Raw genomic sequence first — 18,621 nt, 5'->3', positions numbered from 1 at the left:
TGCCGTGAGCCAAGAACCCGATCGTCTATTTTCCCAGCCCCTGTCCGCGGTGCCCGACTTCGTCTTCAACGAGGATGTGGTGCGAGTCTTCCCGGACATGATCAAGCGCTCGGTGCCGGGCTACCCGACCATCGTCGAAAACATTGGCGTGCTAGCGGGTCAGTTCGCTCAGCCCCACACCACCCTGTACGACCTCGGCGCTTCGCTCGGCGCGGTGACCCAGGCGCTACGCCGCCATGTGCGTGTCGATGGTTGCAAGGTAATCGCCGTGGACAACTCACCGGCCATGGTCGAGCGCTGCCGCGAATACCTCCACGCCCAGGACGCCATGTTCCAGGAATTGTTACCGGTGGAGGTGATAGAGGCCGACATTCTCGCCCTTGAGCTGCAAACGGCCTCGCTGGTCACACTCAACTTCACCCTGCAGTTCATCCCGCCAGCGCAGCGCCTGGAGTTGCTCACCCGCGTTCACCAGGCCCTGCTGCCCGGTGGCGCGCTGATCCTCTCGGAGAAGTTGCGTTTCGAGGACGCCGCCGAGCATGAGCTGCTCACCGAGCTGCATGTCGCCTTCAAACGTGCCAACGGCTACAGCGAGCTGGAAATCGCGCAGAAGCGCAGCGCCATCGAGAAGGTGATGCTGCCCGATAGCCTCGAGCAGCATCGCGAACGCCTGCTGGCTGCCGGTTTCAGCAAGGTAGTGCCCTGGTTCCAGTGCCTTAACTTCGCCTCGCTGGTAGCCCTGCCATGATGCGCGATCTGGATCTGGACGCCCTGCAAGCACAGCTTGCTGGTACTCCGTTGCAAGACTGGACATGCGAGCTGCCCAGCCAGCTCGATGCCAAGCTGGCCATCGGTCACGGCGACCTGGCGCGCTGGTACGGCGCCGTGCAGGCATTGCCTGAATTACCGGTGAGTGAGGTGGAGCTGCTGCAGCGCTTCTCCTTCGGCGGCGCTTGTGACGAGGCCACGCGCACGCAGCTGAAAACGGCCCTGCAGGGGCTGATCCCCTGGCGCAAGGGTCCGTTCGAATTGTTCGGCGTGCATATCGACACCGAATGGCGCTCGGACTGGAAGTGGCAGCGCGTCGCCCCGCATCTGGATCTGGCCGGCAAGCGCATCCTCGACGTCGGCTGCGGCAACGGCTACTACATGTGGCGCATGCTTGGTGCGGGTGCCGACAGCGTGGTCGGCATCGACCCCAACTGGCTGTTCCTCTGCCAGTTCCTGGCGATGAAGCGCTATCTGCCAGAGCAACCGGTATGGCACCTGCCGCTGGCGTTCGAGGAACTGCCGGCCAAGCTGCAGGGCTTCGACACGGTATTCTCCATGGGCGTGCTCTACCACCGTCGCTCGCCCATCGACCATCTACTCGACCTCAAGGATGCGCTGGTCAAAGGCGGTGAACTGGTGCTGGAAACCCTGGTGGTAGAAGGCGATGCCGAGCAGGTGCTGGTGCCCGAGGATCGCTATGCGCAGATGCGCAACGTCTGGTTCCTGCCCTCGGTACCGGCACTGGAGCGCTGGCTACGCCGCGCCGGTTTCGAGGACGTACGCTGCGTCGACGTCAGCACCACCTCGGTGGAGGAGCAACGCGCCACCGAGTGGATGCGCTTCCAATCACTGCCCGAATTCCTCGACCCAGCCGACCACAGCCGCACCGTCGAAGGCCTGCCGGCACCGACCCGCGCCGTGCTGATCGCGCACAAGCCTTAGGGCAGACAGGTACGCCGGCCGCTCGTAGCGAAGCGCACAGTCAGCCAGCCCATACCGGACCCAGCACCACATCCACGCCCAATACGCCCCCACCAACGGCGTACTGCTTCGCGAGTACGCCCTACGGCCTGCCATGCGCTCCCTTAATACCAGCCCTAGGCCTGAGTTCGTAGGGTGGACTCAGGAGCGCCAGCGAACAGTCCGCCACCAACACCCGACACTCCAGCAGCGTACCGCCTCGCAAAGGGGTCGCCGCTCGGTACGTCCTACACGCTCGACCTCAACAGTCACCGCGTAACCAACGCGCACGCCGCTGGGCGATCAAACGCAGCGGCTCACCAGCGCCCTGCTCCACCACACCACGGGCGCTACCCAGACGAATAGCCCCCTCGGTGTCCTGCGCCAATAGACGACGCATGCGCCGACGCCAGAACCAGGCACCAATCCAGTCGACGATTGCGTTCTGCAGATCCAGCGGCCACATGGCCGGCATGTAGAACTCGGGCATGGGCGGGCGGGGTTTGTCGCAACGATTTGAACCTTTCATCACCTTTCCTCCTGTCGCTACCGACTAATGCCGGGCTTGCGATCAGGATGAAACGCCCCTATCGTTCAAACAAACGACAAATATCAAATTCAATATTAAGTAATTTTTAACGATCATGAACGCCACCGCTCCGACCGCCCTGCCGCTTCTGGAAAGCGATGTGTTGCGCACCTTCGTCGCCATCGCCGACAGCGGCAGCTTTACCCGCACCGCCGCCCAGGTGTTTCGCAGCACGGCTGCCGTGAGCCTGCAAATCAAGCGCCTGGAGGAAACCCTCGGTCAGCGCCTGTTCATCCGCGAAGCCAGGCGCGTGCAACTCACCACCGAGGGCGAGGTACTGCTGGGCTATGCCAGGCGCCTGCTCAAACTCAATGAGGAGGCCGTGGCCCGTTTTCTTACCCCGACGCTGACCGGTCGCGTACGCTTTGGCACGCCGAACGATATCGGTGACCGTGTGCTACCTGGCGTACTCATGCTGTTCGCCCGCAGCCACCCGGGTGTGGAAGTCGAGGTCAACGTGGGACGCAGCGTGGAACTGGTGGCCAAGCTGGATGCCGGCGAACTGGATCTGACCCTGATCAATGCCGGCAATGACGGCCTGGACGACACGCGCGGTGAAGTGATCTATTCCGAAGAACTGGTTTGGGCCGGACGCGATGGCGGCCTGGCCATACAACGCTCACCGCTACCGCTGGCACTGGCCAACCCAGGCTGCGCCTGGCGCCGGACCGCCCTCGATGCACTGGATCGCCAGGGTCTGAGCTACCGCATCGCCTATTCCTGCGAACAGTGTGCCGGCCAGGAAGCAGCGATGACCGCCGACCTGGCCATCGCGCCCTTCCCGCGCAGCCTGGTCAAGCCACCGTTGCGGCGGCTCGGCGCGGAACAGGGGCTGCCCGCGCTGGGTGAGTACCACATCAAGTTGATTCGTGGTCATCAGAGTAATGACGCCATCGAGGCGCTTGCCACACAGATGACTCAGGCGTTCGCGCAGGGCTGAGAGCACCGCGCTGTGGGAGGCGCTTCAGCGGCGATGCGTCACAGGAAAGTCGCGGCTGAAGCCCCTCCCACAGAGTCCACTAGCCGCGGTAGGCCGCCGCCACGATCAACGCCTTCATCTCGGCAACCGCCTGCTTGAAGCCGACGAACAGCGCATGGGCGACGATGGCGTGGCCAATGTTCAGTTCGTTGATGCCGGGAATCGCGGCCACGGCCTCGGCGTTGTGGTAATGCAAACCGTGACCGGCATTGACGATCAGCCCGTGGTTGAGGCCGCAGATCACGCCATCGCGAATACGCGACAGTTCATGAGCCGCCTCCTCTGCCGTGTGGGCATCGGCATAACGTCCGGTGTGCAATTCGATGGCTGGCGCGCCGACGCGCATGGCGGCCTCGATCTGCCGCTCCTCGGCGTCGATGAACAGCGACACCTCGCAACCGGCCAGCGTCAGACGCTCCACCGCCGCGGCAATGCGGGCTTCCTGACCTGCTACGTCCAGGCCACCTTCGGTAGTCAGCTCCTGGCGGGTCTCCGGTACCAGGCAGACATGCGCCGGGCGAATCTGCTCGGCAAAACCGAGCATGAAGTCGGTGACGCCCATCTCGAAGTTCATCCGCGTCTGCAGCACGTCAGCCAGCACGCGCACATCGCGATCCTGGATGTGCCGACGGTCTTCGCGCAGGTGCACGGTGATGCCGTCGGCACCAGCTTCCTCGGCGTCCAGCGCGGCCTTGACCGGGTCCGGGTAGCGCGTACCGCGAGCCTGGCGCAGGGTGGCGACGTGGTCGATGTTCACGCCGAGCAGAATACGATTGGCCTCAGTCACGCTTGGACTCCTTGAGCGTCATGAAAAGTTCGCGGCTGACCAGTGGCCTGCCACCAAGATGAGGGGCCAGCGCCTGGCGCATCAGGCGCTTGGCGGCAGCGAGCGCGCCCGGTGTCTGCCAGTCGGCTTCAGCCATGGCCAGCAGCTCGCGCCCCAGAAACACGCCAGGCTGCAGTTGTACCACCGGCACCAAGCCGATGTCCTGCTGCCAGCGATACAGCGCGGCGGGGTCGATGGCCTGGTCGTGCTGGTCGCGATCCAGGGCGAAACCATAGCCCAGCTCGTCCAGCAGGCGCCATTCGAATGCGCGCAGCAGCGGCTCCAACGGCCGGCCGGCAGCCAGCGCCTGCAGGGTCAGGCCGTAGTGTTCGAGCATCGCTGGGTGTGGGTCTTCGGCCGGCAGCAGGCGAATAAGCAATTCGTTGAGGTAGAGCCCGGAGAACAGCGCCTCGCCGGTCAGCAGCAGCGGGATGCCGGCGCTTTCCAGACGGCCGACACTCTTCAGCTCGCCGCGCCCGCGCAGTTCCAGCTCCAGTGGGGCAAATGGTCGGGCAATGCTGCCGACCTTGCCGCGTGCCGCACGCAGCACTGCGCGGATACGGCCCTGGACGGTGAAGAAGTCCACCAAGGCGCTGCTTTCCTTGTACGGGCGGCTATGCAGAACGTAGGCGGCAGAAGTCATGTAAGTAACCGCCAGAATGCGCCACGCGCAACACCGAGGATGCGCATGGCACCGCGATCAATCCAGGTAACCCAGCGAACGCAGGGCGCGTTCATCGTCGGACCAGCCACCTTTGACCTTGACCCAGAGGTTGAGCATCACCTTGGAGTCGAACATGGTTTCCATGTCCTTGCGCGCATCCTGACCGATACGTTTGATGCGCTCGCCCTTGTCACCGATGATGATCTTCTTCTGTCCGTCACGCTCCACCAGAATCAGACCGTGGATATGCAGAATGCGGCCCTCCTGCTTGAACTCCTCGATCTCCACGGTGATCTGGTACGGCAGCTCGGCACCGAGCTGACGCATGATCTTCTCGCGGATCAGCTCGGCCGCCAGGAAGCGGCTGGAGCGGTCGGTGATCTGGTCTTCCGGGTAGAAATGTTCGGACTCCGGCAGGCGCTCACCCACCAGCTTTTCCAGCGTGTCGAGGTTCTGGCCCTGCAGCGCGGAGATCGGCACGATCTCGGCCTGCGGCAGTTGCTCGGCCAGCCAGTTCAAATGCGGCAGCAGCTCGCTCTTGTCTTCCAGGCGATCGGCCTTGTTCACCGCCAGCAGGATCGGGCATTTGACGTGCTGCACCTTCTCCAGCACCAACTGATCCTCGTCGGTCCAGCGCGTGCGGTCGACCACGAACACCACCACGTCGACATCCTTCAGCGCGGTGGACGCACTGCGGTTCATGTAGCGGTTGAGCGCCTTGTCGTTGTGCTTGTGCAGGCCGGGCGTATCGACGTAGACGGCCTGGATATCGCCCTCGGTCTTGATCCCGAGCATGTTGTGGCGAGTGGTCTGCGGCTTGCGCGAGGTGATCGCCAGCTTCTGTCCGAGGATGTGGTTGAGCAGCGTCGACTTGCCCACGTTGGGCCGGCCGACGATGGCGACGTAGCCGCAGCGAGTCACAGGTACATCAGTCATTGCCATTCTCCACCCCGAGGGCGATCAGCGCCGCAGCCGCAGCGACCTGCTCGGCTATACGCCGGCTGCCGCCCTGGCCCAGGGTCTTTTCATTGAGCAGGGCCACCTGGCACTCGACCATGAAGGTACGGCAGTGCGGCTCGCCCTGAACGTCCACCACCTCGTAACGAGGTAGCTCGCAGGCACGCGATTGCAGGAACTCCTGCAGGCGCGTTTTCGGATCCTTGTTGGTGTCGACCAGGGTCAGGCCGTCCAGCTCACCGGTCAGCCAGTCCAGCACGCGCTCGCGCGCCGCCTCCATCCCGGCGTCCAGGTAGATGGCGCCGATCAGCGCCTCCAGGGCATCAGCCAGGATCGACTCACGGCGGAAACCGCCGCTCTTCAGCTCACCGGAACCCAGGCGCAGGTATTCGCCCAGTTCGAAACCGCGGGCCAGTACGGCCAGCGTCTCGCCCTTGACCAGGCGTGCGCGCAAACGCGACAACTGCCCTTCGCGGGCCTGCGGGAAGCGCTCGAACAACGCCTCACCGGCTACGAAATTGAGAATGGCATCACCGAGAAATTCCAGCCGCTCATTGTTGCGGCCGGCGAAACTGCGATGGGTCAGGGCCAGGACCATCAGGTCCTGATCCTTGAAGCTATAGCCGAGCTTGCGCTCGAGGCGGGACAGATTGGGACTCACGGCATCCGTACACGAAATTCTTTGTCGAAATTCACCACCAGATCGAGGTTCTCGATCAGCGGCTCGCGTTTTTCATACTTGAGGTGGACCTGGAACTCGTTGTTCTCCACCTTGACCTGCAGAGCGTCGCGCATGTTCAGGTCACGAATGTTATTGACCTGCATGCCCTTGCTGACGTGGTTGTAAAACTCGTTGATGGTCCGCACGTCGGCCGCTTTATCGGTTTCCACCGACGTGATGATTTTCTCCATGGACATATAGTCCATGTAATGCGGCAGCACCTTGAACGCCGTACTGGCGAAGAATGCCACCACGGCCAGAACCACCAGCCAACCCAGAATGGAAAGCCCCTGCTGCGAGCGCGCGAATTTCATGTATATCCCCAGAAGATTCGGTCTTGTTGGAATGCCGATACGGCAAGACTAGTTATAGCCTGGCGCGCTGTATTGAACAGCGCGCCAGTGCTCAATGAATCAGGCCGACCCGAGAGAAGTTGGGCAGATTGCTGGTCTTGGGTTCCGGCCAGCTCATCCAGATGGCGAAGGCCTTGCCGACGATATGGTCGTCAGGGACCATGCCCCAAAGCTCCTGAGGAATATGACGATCGCGCCAGTAACGGCTGTCGTTGGAGTTGTCACGGTTGTCGCCCATCATGAAGTAGTGCCCTTCCGGCACCACCCATTGGCCGCCGGGCTCGCGGCGCATGCGGGTCATTTCCTTGCGGATGGTGTGTTCGACCTGGCCCAGACGCTCCTGGTAGAGCATCGCACCACCCAGGCTGCCCGGCTCCTCACCGATCAGCTTTTCGGCCACCGGCTCGCCATTGATCAGCAGACGCTTGCCCTGGGTGTACTCGATGCGATCACCCGGCAGTCCCACCACGCGCTTGATGTAGTTGATGGTCGGGTCGCTGGGATAGCGGAACACCATCACATCGCCGCGCTGCGGGTTATCCACCTCGATGATCTTCTCGTCGATCACCGGCAGACGAATGCCGTAGGCGAACTTGTTGACCAGGATGAAATCGCCCACTTCCAGGGTCGGCTTCATCGACCCGGAAGGAATCTGGAACGGTTCCACCAGAAACGAGCGCAGCACCAGCACGATGGCCAGCACCGGGAAGAAGGATTTGCCGTACTCGACCAGCAAGGGCTCCTTGCTCAGACGTTCCAGCACCCTGTCGTCAGGATCGTCGACCCGCCCCTGGTACGCCGCAATCGCCGCACGGCGGCGCGGAGCCAGCAGAATCAGATCGATCAGGGCCAGGAAGCCGCAGACGGCGACCGCGATAACCAACAGGAGCGGGAAATTGATCGACATAGAGCCTTAGCTATCCAACCTGAGCACAGCGAGGAAGGCTTCCTGTGGGATCTCCACGTTACCAACCTGCTTCATGCGTTTCTTACCGGCCTTCTGCTTCTCGAGCAGCTTCTTCTTACGGCTCACGTCGCCACCGTAACATTTGGCCAGTACGTTCTTTCTGAGCGCCTTGACAGTGGTCCGCGCGATGATCTGACCGCCGATGGCTGCCTGGATCGCCACATCGAACATCTGCCGAGGAATCAGTTCCTTCATCTTCTCGGTCAAGGCACGGCCCTTGTAGGCCGCGTTGTCGCGGTGAACGATCAAGGCCAGAGCATCGACCTTGTCGCCGTTGATCAGTACGTCCAGCTTGACCAGGTTGGCAGACTGGTAGCGGTCGAAATGATAGTCCAGCGACGCATAACCACGGCTGGTCGACTTCAGACGGTCGAAGAAGTCCAGCACCACTTCGTTCATCGGCAGGTCGTAGCGAACCTGAACTTGCGACCCGAGGAATTGCATGTCGCGCTGCACGCCACGCTTCTCGATGCACAGGGTGATGACGTTACCCAGGTGCTCCTGCGGCACCAGGATGGTCGCGGTGACGATCGGCTCGCGGAAGTCGGCCACTGCCGAAACGTCCGGCAACTTGGACGGGTTGTCCACGGTGATGGTTTCACCCGTCTTGAGCTCGATCTCGTAGATTACGCTCGGCGCGGTGGTGATCAGGTCCAGATCGTACTCGCGCTCCAGGCGCTCCTGGATGATCTCCATGTGGAGCATGCCAAGGAAGCCGCAGCGGAAACCGAAGCCCAGTGCATCGGAGCTTTCCGGCGCGTATTGCAGCGACGAATCGTTGAGGGTCAGCTTCTGCAGGGCATCGCGGAAGTCCTCGAAATCGTCGGAGCTGACCGGGAACAGACCGGCGTATACCTGCGGCTGGATCTTCTTGAAGCCCGGCAGTACTTCGACCTCTGGGGTCGAGGACAGGGTCAGGGTGTCACCAACCGGCGCACCATGAATGTCCTTGATGCTGGCGATGATGAAGCCCACTTCACCGGCCTTAAGATCAGCAGTAGCGGTGTGTTTCGGGGTGAATACACCGACGCTGTCGACCAGGTGCACCTTGCCGGTGGACTTGACCAGAATCTTGTCGCCCTTCTTCACGCGGCCCTGGCGCACGCGCACCAGCGAGACCACGCCCAGATAATTGTCGAACCAGGAATCGATGATCAGCGCCTGCAGCGGCGCATCGATCTCACCCTCGGGCGCAGGGATGGTTTGCACCAGACGCTCAAGCACCTCGTCCACGCCCATGCCGCTCTTGGCGCTACAGGCCACGGCGTCGGTAGCGTCGATGCCGATGATCTTCTCGATCTCGTCCTTGACGCGGTCCGGGTCAGCCTGGGGCAGGTCCATCTTGTTCAACACGGGCATCACTTCCAGCCCCTGCTCGATGGCGGTGTAGCAGTTGGCGACCGACTGTGCCTCGACGCCCTGACCGGCGTCCACCACCAGCAACGCACCCTCGCATGCAGCCAGCGAGCGTGAGACTTCGTAGGTGAAGTCCACGTGGCCGGGCGTATCGATGAAGTTCAGCTGGTAGGTCTTGCCGTCCTTCGCCTTGTAGTGAAGGGTGACGCTGTGGGCCTTGATGGTGATGCCGCGCTCACGCTCCAGATCCATGGAGTCCAGTACCTGAGCCTCCATTTCACGCGCAGCGAGGCCGCCGCACATCTGGATGAAACGGTCAGCCAGGGTGGACTTGCCGTGGTCAATGTGGGCAATGATGGAAAAATTGCGGATATGACTCAGGTCACTCACGGATCAACACTCGAAGAAGGCACAGGCAAGACGCTTGCCGAAAATAGCCGCGGATTGTACCTGATCCCTCATAACCGCGTCACGTCTGCACAGTACAGGGCAGACACGAAGAAGGGCGCTCGAAAGCGCCCTTCTTCAGTATTGGCCGGATTACTCAGCCAGCTTGAACGTGATGAAGCTGGCACGCCCCTGACGCAGAACACGCATGGACACCGAACGGTTCTTCGGCAATTCCTGCGCCACCTGGGTGAAGGTGCTGGTGGAATCGATAGCCTGATTATTCAGGTGAGTGATCACATCGCCCGGACGCAGACCAATCATGGCAGCCGGACCATTGAGCACTTCCTTGACCACGACACCGCCCTTCAGATCGAGGCCTTTCTTCTGCTCGGCAGTCAGCTCGACCACCGTCACGCCCAAGCGGTTGTTGCTGCGCTCGGCACCCTGCGCCGAACCCGACGAGGCCAGCTCCTGGCCTTCTTCAGGCAGCGTACCGACCGTGACGTCGAGCTTCTTGCGCGAACCGTCACGCACCACGTCCAATTCGGCCTTTTCGCCGGGCTTTAATCCGCCGACCAGATGCGGCAGGTCGGCCGACATGATGATCGGCTTGCCATTGAGGCTGAGAATCACGTCGCCCACCAGCAGGCCGCCCTTGTCCGCAGGACCGTCTTCCAGCACCTGCGCAACCAGCGCGCCAGCCGGTTTCTCCAAGCCGAAGGATTCAGCCAGGTCCTTGTTCACTTCCTGGATCACCACACCGAGCCAGCCGCGAGTGACCTTGCCGTCTGTTTTGAGCTGATCAGCGACCTGCATGGCCACTTCCATCGGAATGGCGAAGGAGAGCCCCATGAAACCGCCGGAGCGAGTGAAGATCTGCGAGTTGATACCCACGACCTCGCCTTGCAGGTTGAACAGCGGGCCGCCGGAATTACCCGGGTTGATCGCCACATCGGTCTGGATGAACGGCACGTAGCTGTCGCTCGGCAGGTTACGCCCCTTGGCACTGACGATACCGGCGGTCACCGAGTGGTCGAAACCGAACGGAGAACCGATGGCCAGTACCCACTCACCAACCTTGAGGTCGTCGGCCTTGCCCAGACGCACCACCGGTAGATCCTTGCCCTCGACCTTGAGCAACGCAACGTCACTGCGCGGATCGGCACCAATCAGCTTGGCCTCCAGCTCGCTACGATCGGACAGACGCACGATGATCTCGTCAGCATCGGCGACCACGTGATTGTTGGTCATGATGTAGCCGTCAGGCGAAATGATGAAACCGGAGCCCAGCGACTGCGCCTCACGCTGACGACCGCCCGGGTTGCGCGGTACCTGCGGGATGCTGCGCTCGAAGAATTCACGGAACATCGGCGGCAGCCCTTCGAGGTCGGGCAGACCTGGCTGGCCGGCAACGGCGCGCTCGGGCATCTTCTGTCGGGTACTGATGTTGACTACAGCAGGCGAGGCCTCCTCCACCAGATCGGTAAAGTCGGGCAGGCTGGCCTGAGCCAAAAAGCTCTGCCCCCAGAGCAACGCAACCGCCAGCAGCGGTGCAATGGACTTGAGTTTTCTCATCGAACTACGACTCCCCATGTAAAACTCGGACACACTCAACCCGCTGCTGGCACAGGCACCAGCAGCGCACGTAGGACAACGGGCTGTAATAAGGGGTTCTCGGCCACGCGAGCAGCGCGCCAGCGAACCATCAGCCAACTGGCGAACAGACCGATCAGGCTGACGAGGATCACCAGCGGCTCGGACAAGCCCAGGCCATCCGCCAGCAGCGCAGCGGCGAACAAGCCTAGAAGCGGAAACAGATAAACCAGTAGAGAACTGCGCACCAGCAGATCCTCGCGCACGCCGATGATCACGGTGTCGCCAATCGCCAGATGCATTTGACTGAGAGCACGAACATAACCACGCTGCCGCCCCACACCCAGGCGATCCATCAGGCCCTGACCGCAGGCGGTATTGGCCGAGCAACTCGAGCAGGTGCTCTTGCGCAGGGTCTCGACCCAGACAGCGCCGGGCTCGAGCGCCACTACACGCCCCTGCTCTTCGATCATTGGCTAGCCTGTTCAGGCACTCCGGCGCGCATGGACAGAGCGACTCGCTCCGCAGTCCCCAGAGGAATTTCACCTACCACGGTGACCATCATGTCACCGGAATCGGTGCTCATCCGACGCGAAACGGCGACGGTCGGCCCCAACTGACTGCGCGCATCTTCGACCACACTGCCGTTCAAAGGCTCGAGGAAAACCGAGAAGCGTGCCAGGCCATCGCCGTACATCAGGTAGGCAACAGCATCATCGGAGGCCGGATCACGCCGCAGTTGCGCGGTCGTAAGGGTGAAGCCTGGCGGCAGCCAGTCCGAACGCCAGCGGCCTTCGGCCATGCTGTCGGCAGCACGAAAACGCACCGGACGACAGTCCGAACTCGGCTGCATGGCATTTTCAACGGGCGCAGAGGTGTCCAGTTGAGCGAACTGGAAGCGCTCCAGAAGCTGGCCGCGCTCGTTCAGCAGCAGGGACTTGAGTGGCAAACCGGTTTCCCGATCGAGGTACAGCTCGAAGCCGTAACGATGCTGATCCTTGGGCTCCAGCACCAAAACATCGGCGGCACGGTTGGCGATGCGCGCCTGACCGGCGACACGAATGTCATACCAATTACTCAGTTGCTCGGCATCCAGCTGGCGAGCAGGCCAAGCCTGCCCTTCGCTAACCTGGTCAGCCAGTGCGCCGGTAACGCACTGCGCCTGACCATCGACCTTGAGCACTTCCTGCGCAGGGCCGTCGAGTTGTAGAAGGCGCTCGCGAACTTGCCCCCCCTCCTCCACCCGATGCCATACGGCGTGGGTGGAAAAACTACCATTACGTTCATAGATGAACGTGCCCTGAAAACTTTGCTGGCGCTCTGCCGTAGCGAGGCGCCCGAGCAAGTCCTGTACCTCGGAGGCCTGCACTGGCAATGCCAGCAGACCACCGATCAGGCAGAGGGGAATAGCGCGCATGTGACTCCTTAGGCGCTTAGCGGTTTTCCAGACTCGCAGCACGAGCATAAGGCAGAGCGGTTTCACCGGTGCCCATCACGGCTTCCTGCGCATGCTGGCGCAGGTAGTTCGGCAGACGCTGCTCATGCCAGCTGGCAGTGCCAGCCTGGGCAGGTTCGCCGGCTTCTTCGCTGCTGTTGTAGCCGGCGAGCAATGCAGGACCTTGCACCTGCGGTACAGAAAGTACCGGAGAGGCCTCCTGCTGGGCCACTTGAGCGCCAGTCAGGTCGTCCTGATTGTAGAAGCGCACCCCGGCCAGCACGGCAACGGTCACCGATGCTGCCACGGCCACTCGCCCGACGCTACGCCAGATCGGCGTCTTGCGCGCCGGAATGGCTTCGTCGGCCAATGCCGCGGAAACCGCAGAAGCGATGTCCAGTTGCGGTACCAGCAACTCACGGTGCATGGCTGCACGTGCGACCTGGTAACGCGACCAGGTGCCACGCAGCTCGCCATCTTCGCTGGCTGCGAGCACACGCCGCAGTTCCAGTTCGTCCGCTTCGTTATCCATCACCGCGGACAGCGATTCCTGCAGGGTTTCACGACTCATGGTGTTCCTCTCTTGGCTGTCGCCGCTGCCTTAGGCTTCCTGCAACAGAGGTTGCAGGGACTTATCAATTGCCTCACGTGCACGGAAGATCCGCGAACGTACCGTACCTACCGGACACTGCATGACACTGGCAATGTCCTCGTAACTCAGACCTTCGAATTCACGCAAAGTCAGAGCCGTGCGCAAATCGTCTGGTAGCTGGGCGATGGTTCGATGCACGGTGGCTTCGATCTCGTCGCGCAGCAATGCCCGTTCCGGCGACTCGATGTCCTTGAGGGCATGGTCGCCGTCATAGAACTCCGCGTCATCGCTACTGACATCACTATCTGGCGGCCGCCGACCGCGGGATACCAGATAATTCTTCGCCGTGTTGATGGCGATGCGGTACAGCCATGTATAGAACGCACTGTCACCGCGAAAGTTTCCAAGCGCTCGATAGGCTTTTACGAACGCCTCCTGAGCGACATCCTGAGCCTCGTGAGTGTCGTGCACGAATCGCACGATCAAACCGAGGATCTTGTGCTGATACTTCAGCACCAACAGATCGAAGGCACGCTTGTCACCACGCTGCACTCGCTCGACCAGCTGCTGATCATCTTCCTGGGTTAGCATGCACGCTCCTCATTAGGCTTGGAGGAGGCTTGCGCCCGTAAGCAAATCAGCTTGCCAAGATAGACTCGGGTCTTACGCAAAAGTTCTCCCCTCCAAGCAAGCTTCCCGCAGAGTTTTCTTTTCTCTGCCTGGAATGGCGCCAGCGAAACCTTTCCGCTGGCGCGAATAATCTTATCGCCGCTCATTTCCACACCCTCCGCTGACTTCAGATGCAGGCACGCGCAAGCGCTCTCCCTTATATGGGCGACTCTCTATGGAACCTTAAAGACTAAAAAAGTTCCTGAGCACCGCGGTCGGTCATAAGAGCCCAATCAGTATCCACACGCTGGAGCATCACAGGTGATAGCCAGCGCAGACGCGGAATTACAGCTGCAGATCAGCTGTTCTCGTTTCCGTCGCCCTTCGGGCGCTCAGTAGCATGTCACTGTCCGAGGTTGGCTTCGATGCAGCCGGGTCGACGCGCAGCGGATACCGATGTGGTTCTGGCTGGCTATTGTGCCGATGCCCCTCTCTATATACTAGGGCTCGCTTTCACGCGGAACTCGAACATGAGCCACCACTTCCAGCACGATGTTCTGGTCATCGGCAGCGGCGCTGCCGGCTTGACCCTCGCCCTCACCCTCCCCACTCACTTGCGCATCGCGGTCTTGAGCAAAGGCAACCTGGCCAATGGCTCGACCTACTGGGCGCAAGGTGGCGTGGCAGCAGTGCTGGACGACACCGACACGGTCGAATCCCACGTCGCCGACACCCTCGATGCCGGTGCCGGACTATGCCGCGAGGACGCCGTGCGCTTCACGGTAGAACACAGCCGTGAAGCCATCCAGTGGCTTATCGATCAAGGCGTGCCCTTTACCCGTGACGATGAAACGGCGCGCGAGGACGGCGGATTCGAGTTTCACCTGACCCGCGAGGGCGGCCATAGTCATCGGCGCATCATCCACGCCGCCGATGCCACCGGCGCAGCGATCTTCAATACGCTGCTGGAGCAGGCCCGGCAGCGCCCGAACATCGAACTGCTGGAACAACGCGTTGCCGTAGACCTCATCACCGAGCGCAAGCTCGGCCTGGATGGCGATCGCTGCCTGGGCGCCTACGTGCTGGATCGTGCCTGCGGCGAAGTGGACACCTTCAGCGCACGCTTCGTGATTCTTGCCACCGGCGGCGCCGCCAAGGTCTATCTCTATACCAGCAACCCGGACGGTGCCTGTGGCGACGGCATTGCCATGGCCTGGCGTGCCGGCTGCCGCGTCGGCAACCTGGAGTTCAACCAGTTCCACCCCACCTGCCTGTATCACCCGCAGGCCAAGAGCTTCCTGGTCACCGAAGCGGTGCGCGGCGAGGGCGGATTACTCAAGCTACCCAATGGCGAACGCTTCATGCAGCGTTTCGATGAGCGCGCCGAGCTGGCACCGCGCGACATCGTCGCGCGCGCCATCGACCACGAAATGAAGCGCCTGGGGATCGACTGCGTCTACCTGGACATCAGCCACAAGCCAGCCGAATTCATCAAGAGTCATTTCCCCACCGTCTACGAACGCTGCCTGGGCTTTGGCATCGACATCACCAAGCAGGCCATCCCGGTCGTACCTGCGGCGCATTACACCTGCGGTGGCGTAGTGGTCGACCAACATGGACGCACCGATGTGCCTGGGCTTTACGCCATCGGCGAGACCAGCTTCACCGGCCTGCATGGCGCCAACCGCATGGCCAGCAACTCGCTGCTCGAATGCTTCGTCTACGCCCGCTCGGCCTGCGCGGATATCGCTCGGCAACTGGATGCCATCGACATGCCCGCCGACCTGCCTTGCTGGGATGCCAGCCAGGTGACCGACTCGGACGAGGACGTGATCATTGCCCACAACTGGGACGAGTTGCGCCGCTTCATGTGGGACTATGTCGGCATCGTACGAACCAACAAGCGCCTGCAACGCGCACAGCACCGAGTGCGCCTGCTGCTGGACGAGATCGACGAGTTCTACTCCAACTACAAGGTCAGTCGCGACCTGATCGAGCTGCGTAACCTCGCACTGGTCGCCGAACTGATGATCCGCTCAGCCATGCAACGCCATGAAAGCCGCGGCCTGCACTACACCCTCGATTACCCCGAGCAACTGGCCGAGGCCAGGGACACTATTCTGGTGCCGACACCCCAGGCTCAGCCCAGCGTCGCCGACTGAACTTCAAACGCAAGCGCAGCCGTCGATGTTGTTCGGGCGCCAGCGCGTCACGCGCGATACACAGCCCACGACCTATACGCTGCCCCGGCACGCGATAACGCAGCACCACAGCTAGCGGTAACGCCAGGCTGTCGGGGCGCAACTGAACTGCGTGCCAGCCGTTGGCGGCACTGTATAGATGCCAGCCGAGCGCATCACGACGCAAGCCGGTAATGGCCTGCGGTGCCGTCAGCAGAATGTGCCGCGGCAACACCCAGGCTGCGTGCGCCAGGCATGGCAGAGGTGAAAGCAGTTTCAACCAGAGAGGAATGTCGGCCAGCCAGGGCGCCAGCAGAGCCAGCGCCAGGACCGACAGGTAGAGCCTCAACAACCAGCGGGATGGTTGCCAGCGGCTCTCGAAGACGTCACTTGGGTTGGACACGATCCAGGATCATGCGCACGATGTGGCGCAGGTCGGCATCCTCGGGCTCGCCGCGCTGCATGAACCAGCCGAACATGTCCTGATCCTCGCACTCCAGCAGTTTGCGGTAGCGGGCCTGGTTCTCGGCATCCAGGGTCGGGTATACCTCCTGGACGAAAGGCACCAGCAGTACGTCCAGTTCCAGCATGCCACGACGGCTATGCCAGAACAGGCGATTCAGTTCACTTTGCTCAACCATGCAACGGACTCCTCGAACGAGGGCGGCAGTATAACGGCGAATTGTCTCGCTGTTCACCGAGACACGGCGCAATTGCGCTGACAAGGCCCTACCACGCCCACTATGATGACGCCCCTGACCTTTATCCAGCGATTCGATTTGCACCATGGCCGATAGCGCTTACTTCACCCTCCTTGATCACGAAGGCCTGCTAGCCGTGCGCGGCGCGGACGCGGCCAAGTTTCTGCAGGGCCAGGTGACCTGCAACCTCAATTACCTGAGTGCCAGCCAATCCAGCCTCGGCGCCCGCTGCACGCCCAAGGGCCGCATGCTGTCGAGCTTCCGTATCGTCCCGGTGGACGACGGCTATCTGCTGGCCATGGCCCGCGAACTGATCGAGTCACAGCAGGCCGACCTGCAAAAATATGCGGTGTTCTCCAAATCCAAGCTCAGCGATGAAAGCGCCGCCTGGGTCCGTTTTGGCCTGGCCGGCGGCGACGCCGTGCTCGGCGAGCTTGGCCTGCAGCTGGGCACTGCCAGCGACTCCATCACCAGTGCTGGATCATTAATTGCCGTGCGCCTGAGCGATGGCCGTGCCGAGCTGTGGGCTCCGGCCGCCGAAACAGAGCAACTGCAAGGCCGCCTGGCCGCCGCACTGCCGCAAGCACCACTGAACGACTGGTTGCTGGCCCAGGTACGTGCTGGCGTAGGCCAGGTGTTCGGTGCCACGCGCGAGCTTTTCATCCCGCAGATGATCAATCTGCAGGCCTTGGGCGGCGTGAGCTTCAAGAAAGGCTGCTACACCGGCCAGGAGATCGTCGCGCGCATGCAGTATCTGGGCAAACTCAAGCGACGCCTGCATCGGCTACGCCTGGTCGGCTCCGAGCTGCCGGCCGTCGGCATCGAATTGTTCTCCCCGGTCCACGGCTCCAGCGTCGGTGAAGTGGTACTGGCGGCCCAGGCCGGCGACGCCATCGAGTTGCTCGCCGTGTTGCAGGAAGATGCCGTGAACGACGGCCGTATTCATCTCGGCAGCAGCGAAGGCCCGACGCTGACCCTGCTCGACCTGCCTTATCAGCTGGATGCCGACAAGGAAATCCAGCACTGACTAAACTTCCCTGGCGCCGTATCGGATCGCCTAAGAGAGCCACTTCATGAGCAAGCTTGCTGAAAAAGTCCAACAGGAACTGATCCACGCCATCGAGAACGATGAGCTGGTACTGCCCACCCTACCCGAGGTGGCGCTGAAGGTTCGCGAAGCGGCCGAAGACCCGGACGTGGGCATCCCGCAGATCAGCAAGGTGATTGGCAACGACGCCGCCCTAACCGCGCGCATCATCAAGGTGGTCAACAGCCCGCTGCTGCGCAGCAACAAGGAAATCACCGATCTGCAGATGGCGGTCAGCCGCCTGGGCATCAACTACACCTGCAACCTGGCCACCGGCCTGGCCATGGAGCAGATGTTCCAAGCCACCAGTGACGTGGTCGACCGCAAGATGCGCGAGGTGTGGAACAAGAGCACCGAGATTGCCGGCATCTGCCACGTGTTGTGCCGCCACTACACCCGCCTGATGCCGGACCAGGCCACCCTCGCCGGCCTGGTCCACCAGATTGGCGTGCTGCCGATCCTCACCTATGCCGAAGAGCACAACGAGCTACTGGCCGACTCCATCAGCCTCAATCACGTGATCGAGCAGATCCATCCGATCATTGGCGACAAGATCCTGCGCACCTGGGAATTTCCCGAGCCTATCGCCATCGTGCCCAGCCAGTACCTGGACTTCAGCCGCGACTCGGCCAAGGTCGATTACGTCGACATCGTCCAGGTCGCCACCCTGCAGAGCTACCTGGGCAGCGAGCACCCTTACACCCAACTGGACTGGAGCAAGGTACCGGCTTTCGCCAAGCTCGGCCTCGACCCGCAGGTCGACATGCAGGCCGACGAAGACATGTCCGCTGCGATGGAAGCCGCGATGAGCATGCTGCAATAAAAGCGACTCGCCAGGATGGCAAAAAATGTCGGGAACCATTTTTGACGTCGCTGCGCGACGGCCCGAAA

Annotated in this window: 21 protein-coding genes; 6 read left to right on the top strand and 15 right to left on the bottom strand. The window is 61.9% G+C overall.

Features of this window, described 5'->3' with window-relative positions; all coding sequences use genetic code 11:
* The first annotated feature begins 4 nt into the window (after positions 1-4).
* Together cmoA and cmoB are read left to right on the top strand one after the other, a co-directional pair.
* Entirely contained in the window at positions 5-748 is a 744-nt protein-coding gene (gene cmoA / locus EL191_RS07780) for a carboxy-S-adenosyl-L-methionine synthase CmoA (RefSeq protein WP_041977821.1), read from the top strand.
* Positions 745-1,713: a tRNA 5-methoxyuridine(34)/uridine 5-oxyacetic acid(34) synthase CmoB gene (gene cmoB / locus EL191_RS07775; RefSeq protein ID WP_041977818.1), complete on the top strand. Its 969-nt coding sequence runs from the start codon at positions 745-747 to the stop codon at positions 1,711-1,713. Before cmoA ends, cmoB begins: the two co-directional genes overlap by 4 nt.
* A 280-nt stretch (positions 1,714-1,993) precedes the next feature.
* Here cmoB and EL191_RS07770 read toward each other — a convergent pair whose 3' ends face one another.
* On the bottom strand, positions 1,994-2,260 hold the full coding sequence (locus EL191_RS07770; RefSeq protein ID WP_041977815.1) for a hypothetical protein: 267 nt from the start codon (positions 2,258-2,260) through the stop codon (positions 1,994-1,996).
* A 115-nt stretch (positions 2,261-2,375) separates the two neighbouring features.
* Here EL191_RS07770 and EL191_RS07765 point away from each other — a divergent pair, with 115 nt between their 5' ends.
* Entirely contained in the window at positions 2,376-3,260 is an 885-nt protein-coding gene (locus EL191_RS07765) for a LysR substrate-binding domain-containing protein (protein ID WP_041977813.1), read from the top strand.
* A 79-nt stretch (positions 3,261-3,339) separates the two neighbouring features.
* Here the strand turns inward: EL191_RS07765 and pdxJ are convergent, their stop codons facing one another.
* From pdxJ to rpoE, 12 genes are all read right to left on the bottom strand, one after another.
* Positions 3,340-4,086 carry a pyridoxine 5'-phosphate synthase gene (gene pdxJ / locus EL191_RS07760; RefSeq protein ID WP_041977810.1) on the bottom strand — a complete coding sequence of 249 codons (747 nt, stop codon included), beginning with the start codon at positions 4,084-4,086 and terminating at the stop codon, positions 3,340-3,342.
* Complete coding sequence (recO, locus tag EL191_RS07755; RefSeq protein WP_041977807.1) at positions 4,079-4,768, bottom strand: DNA repair protein RecO; 690 nt, start codon at positions 4,766-4,768, stop codon at positions 4,079-4,081. The genes pdxJ and recO overlap by 8 nt, the downstream gene beginning before the upstream one ends.
* A gap of 57 nt (positions 4,769-4,825) precedes the next feature.
* Positions 4,826-5,725, bottom strand: a complete 900-nt coding sequence (gene era, locus EL191_RS07750) for a GTPase Era (protein ID WP_041977805.1) — start codon at positions 5,723-5,725, stop codon at positions 4,826-4,828.
* The gene (gene rnc, locus EL191_RS07745; protein WP_013714666.1) at positions 5,718-6,407 is read right to left on the bottom strand and encodes a ribonuclease III; all 690 of its coding nucleotides are present in this window, start codon (positions 6,405-6,407) and stop codon (positions 5,718-5,720) included. The genes era and rnc overlap by 8 nt, the downstream gene beginning before the upstream one ends.
* The gene (locus EL191_RS07740) at positions 6,404-6,781 is read right to left on the bottom strand and encodes a DUF4845 domain-containing protein (RefSeq protein WP_013714665.1); all 378 of its coding nucleotides are present in this window, start codon (positions 6,779-6,781) and stop codon (positions 6,404-6,406) included. The genes rnc and EL191_RS07740 overlap by 4 nt, the downstream gene beginning before the upstream one ends.
* A 91-nt stretch (positions 6,782-6,872) precedes the next feature.
* Positions 6,873-7,727 (bottom strand): signal peptidase I, encoded by an 855-nt coding sequence (gene lepB / locus EL191_RS07735; RefSeq protein WP_013714664.1) that lies wholly within the window; start codon positions 7,725-7,727, stop codon positions 6,873-6,875.
* A gap of 6 nt (positions 7,728-7,733) precedes the next feature.
* Positions 7,734-9,533, bottom strand: coding sequence for a translation elongation factor 4 (lepA, locus tag EL191_RS07730; RefSeq protein WP_013714663.1), 1,800 nt, complete (start codon positions 9,531-9,533; stop codon positions 7,734-7,736).
* 150 nt (positions 9,534-9,683) lie between these two features.
* Positions 9,684-11,108 (bottom strand): DegQ family serine endoprotease, encoded by a 1,425-nt coding sequence (locus tag EL191_RS07725; protein ID WP_041977802.1) that lies wholly within the window; start codon positions 11,106-11,108, stop codon positions 9,684-9,686.
* Positions 11,109-11,143: 35 nt separating this feature from the next.
* Positions 11,144-11,599 carry a SoxR reducing system RseC family protein gene (locus EL191_RS07720; RefSeq protein WP_013714661.1) on the bottom strand — a complete coding sequence of 152 codons (456 nt, stop codon included), beginning with the start codon at positions 11,597-11,599 and terminating at the stop codon, positions 11,144-11,146.
* Entirely contained in the window at positions 11,596-12,543 is a 948-nt protein-coding gene (locus EL191_RS07715; protein ID WP_017361623.1) for a MucB/RseB C-terminal domain-containing protein, read from the bottom strand. The genes EL191_RS07720 and EL191_RS07715 overlap by 4 nt, the downstream gene beginning before the upstream one ends.
* Positions 12,544-12,559: 16 nt before the next feature.
* A complete protein-coding gene (locus tag EL191_RS07710; RefSeq protein ID WP_013714659.1) occupies positions 12,560-13,132 on the bottom strand; it encodes a sigma-E factor negative regulatory protein in 573 nt (190 codons plus the stop codon).
* Between the two features lie 30 nt (positions 13,133-13,162).
* Complete coding sequence (gene rpoE, locus EL191_RS07705) at positions 13,163-13,744, bottom strand: RNA polymerase sigma factor RpoE (protein WP_003245473.1); 582 nt, start codon at positions 13,742-13,744, stop codon at positions 13,163-13,165.
* Between the two features lie 548 nt (positions 13,745-14,292).
* Between rpoE and nadB the strand changes: the two genes are divergently transcribed.
* A complete protein-coding gene (gene nadB, locus EL191_RS07700) occupies positions 14,293-15,924 on the top strand; it encodes an L-aspartate oxidase (protein ID WP_013714658.1) in 1,632 nt (543 codons plus the stop codon).
* Here nadB and EL191_RS07695 read toward each other — a convergent pair.
* Both EL191_RS07695 and EL191_RS07690 read right to left on the bottom strand, forming a co-directional pair.
* Positions 15,878-16,345 (bottom strand): protein YgfX, encoded by a 468-nt coding sequence (locus EL191_RS07695; protein ID WP_013714657.1) that lies wholly within the window; start codon positions 16,343-16,345, stop codon positions 15,878-15,880. The two genes, nadB and EL191_RS07695, sit on opposite strands and share 47 nt — an antisense overlap.
* Positions 16,329-16,583, bottom strand: coding sequence for an FAD assembly factor SdhE (locus tag EL191_RS07690; protein ID WP_013714656.1), 255 nt, complete (start codon positions 16,581-16,583; stop codon positions 16,329-16,331). The genes EL191_RS07695 and EL191_RS07690 overlap by 17 nt, the downstream gene beginning before the upstream one ends.
* A gap of 145 nt (positions 16,584-16,728) precedes the next feature.
* Between EL191_RS07690 and ygfZ the strand changes: the two genes are divergently transcribed.
* Together ygfZ and EL191_RS07680 are read left to right on the top strand one after the other, a co-directional pair.
* Complete coding sequence (gene ygfZ, locus EL191_RS07685) at positions 16,729-17,670, top strand: CAF17-like 4Fe-4S cluster assembly/insertion protein YgfZ (protein WP_041977799.1); 942 nt, start codon at positions 16,729-16,731, stop codon at positions 17,668-17,670.
* A gap of 46 nt (positions 17,671-17,716) precedes the next feature.
* Entirely contained in the window at positions 17,717-18,553 is an 837-nt protein-coding gene (locus EL191_RS07680; RefSeq protein WP_013714654.1) for an HDOD domain-containing protein, read from the top strand.
* Positions 18,554-18,621: the final 68 nt, after the last annotated feature.

The organism is Pseudomonas mendocina, assembly GCF_900636545.1.
Classification (GTDB): Bacteria; Pseudomonadota; Gammaproteobacteria; order Pseudomonadales; family Pseudomonadaceae; genus Aquipseudomonas; species Aquipseudomonas mendocina.
The sequence above is the reverse complement of the archived record's forward strand: the minus strand, read 5'-3'. Positions and strand labels throughout refer to the sequence as shown.

Bases quoted from the DNA above. Each gene is read 5' to 3' on its own strand.
- EL191_RS07765 (WP_041977813.1), top strand. From the start codon at position 2,376: ATGAACGCCACCGCTCCGACCGCCCTGCCGCTTCTGGAAAGCGATGTG.
- rpoE (WP_003245473.1), bottom strand. From the start codon at position 13,744: ATGCTAACCCAGGAAGATGATCAGCAGCTGGTCGAGCGAGTGCAGCGT.
- EL191_RS07725 (WP_041977802.1), bottom strand. From the start codon at position 11,108: ATGAGAAAACTCAAGTCCATTGCACCGCTGCTGGCGGTTGCGTTGCTC.
- EL191_RS07770 (WP_041977815.1), bottom strand. From the start codon at position 2,260: ATGAAAGGTTCAAATCGTTGCGACAAACCCCGCCCGCCCATGCCCGAG.
- era (WP_041977805.1), bottom strand. From the start codon at position 5,725: ATGACTGATGTACCTGTGACTCGCTGCGGCTACGTCGCCATCGTCGGC.
- EL191_RS07680 (WP_013714654.1), top strand. From the start codon at position 17,717: ATGAGCAAGCTTGCTGAAAAAGTCCAACAGGAACTGATCCACGCCATC.
- EL191_RS07740 (WP_013714665.1), bottom strand. From the start codon at position 6,781: ATGAAATTCGCGCGCTCGCAGCAGGGGCTTTCCATTCTGGGTTGGCTG.
- EL191_RS07690 (WP_013714656.1), bottom strand. From the start codon at position 16,583: ATGGTTGAGCAAAGTGAACTGAATCGCCTGTTCTGGCATAGCCGTCGT.
- EL191_RS07720 (WP_013714661.1), bottom strand. From the start codon at position 11,599: ATGATCGAAGAGCAGGGGCGTGTAGTGGCGCTCGAGCCCGGCGCTGTC.
- ygfZ (WP_041977799.1), top strand. From the start codon at position 16,729: ATGGCCGATAGCGCTTACTTCACCCTCCTTGATCACGAAGGCCTGCTA.
- nadB (WP_013714658.1), top strand. From the start codon at position 14,293: ATGAGCCACCACTTCCAGCACGATGTTCTGGTCATCGGCAGCGGCGCT.
- lepB (WP_013714664.1), bottom strand. From the start codon at position 7,727: ATGTCGATCAATTTCCCGCTCCTGTTGGTTATCGCGGTCGCCGTCTGC.
- EL191_RS07715 (WP_017361623.1), bottom strand. From the start codon at position 12,543: ATGCGCGCTATTCCCCTCTGCCTGATCGGTGGTCTGCTGGCATTGCCA.
- recO (WP_041977807.1), bottom strand. From the start codon at position 4,768: ATGACTTCTGCCGCCTACGTTCTGCATAGCCGCCCGTACAAGGAAAGC.
- cmoB (WP_041977818.1), top strand. From the start codon at position 745: ATGATGCGCGATCTGGATCTGGACGCCCTGCAAGCACAGCTTGCTGGT.
- EL191_RS07710 (WP_013714659.1), bottom strand. From the start codon at position 13,132: ATGAGTCGTGAAACCCTGCAGGAATCGCTGTCCGCGGTGATGGATAAC.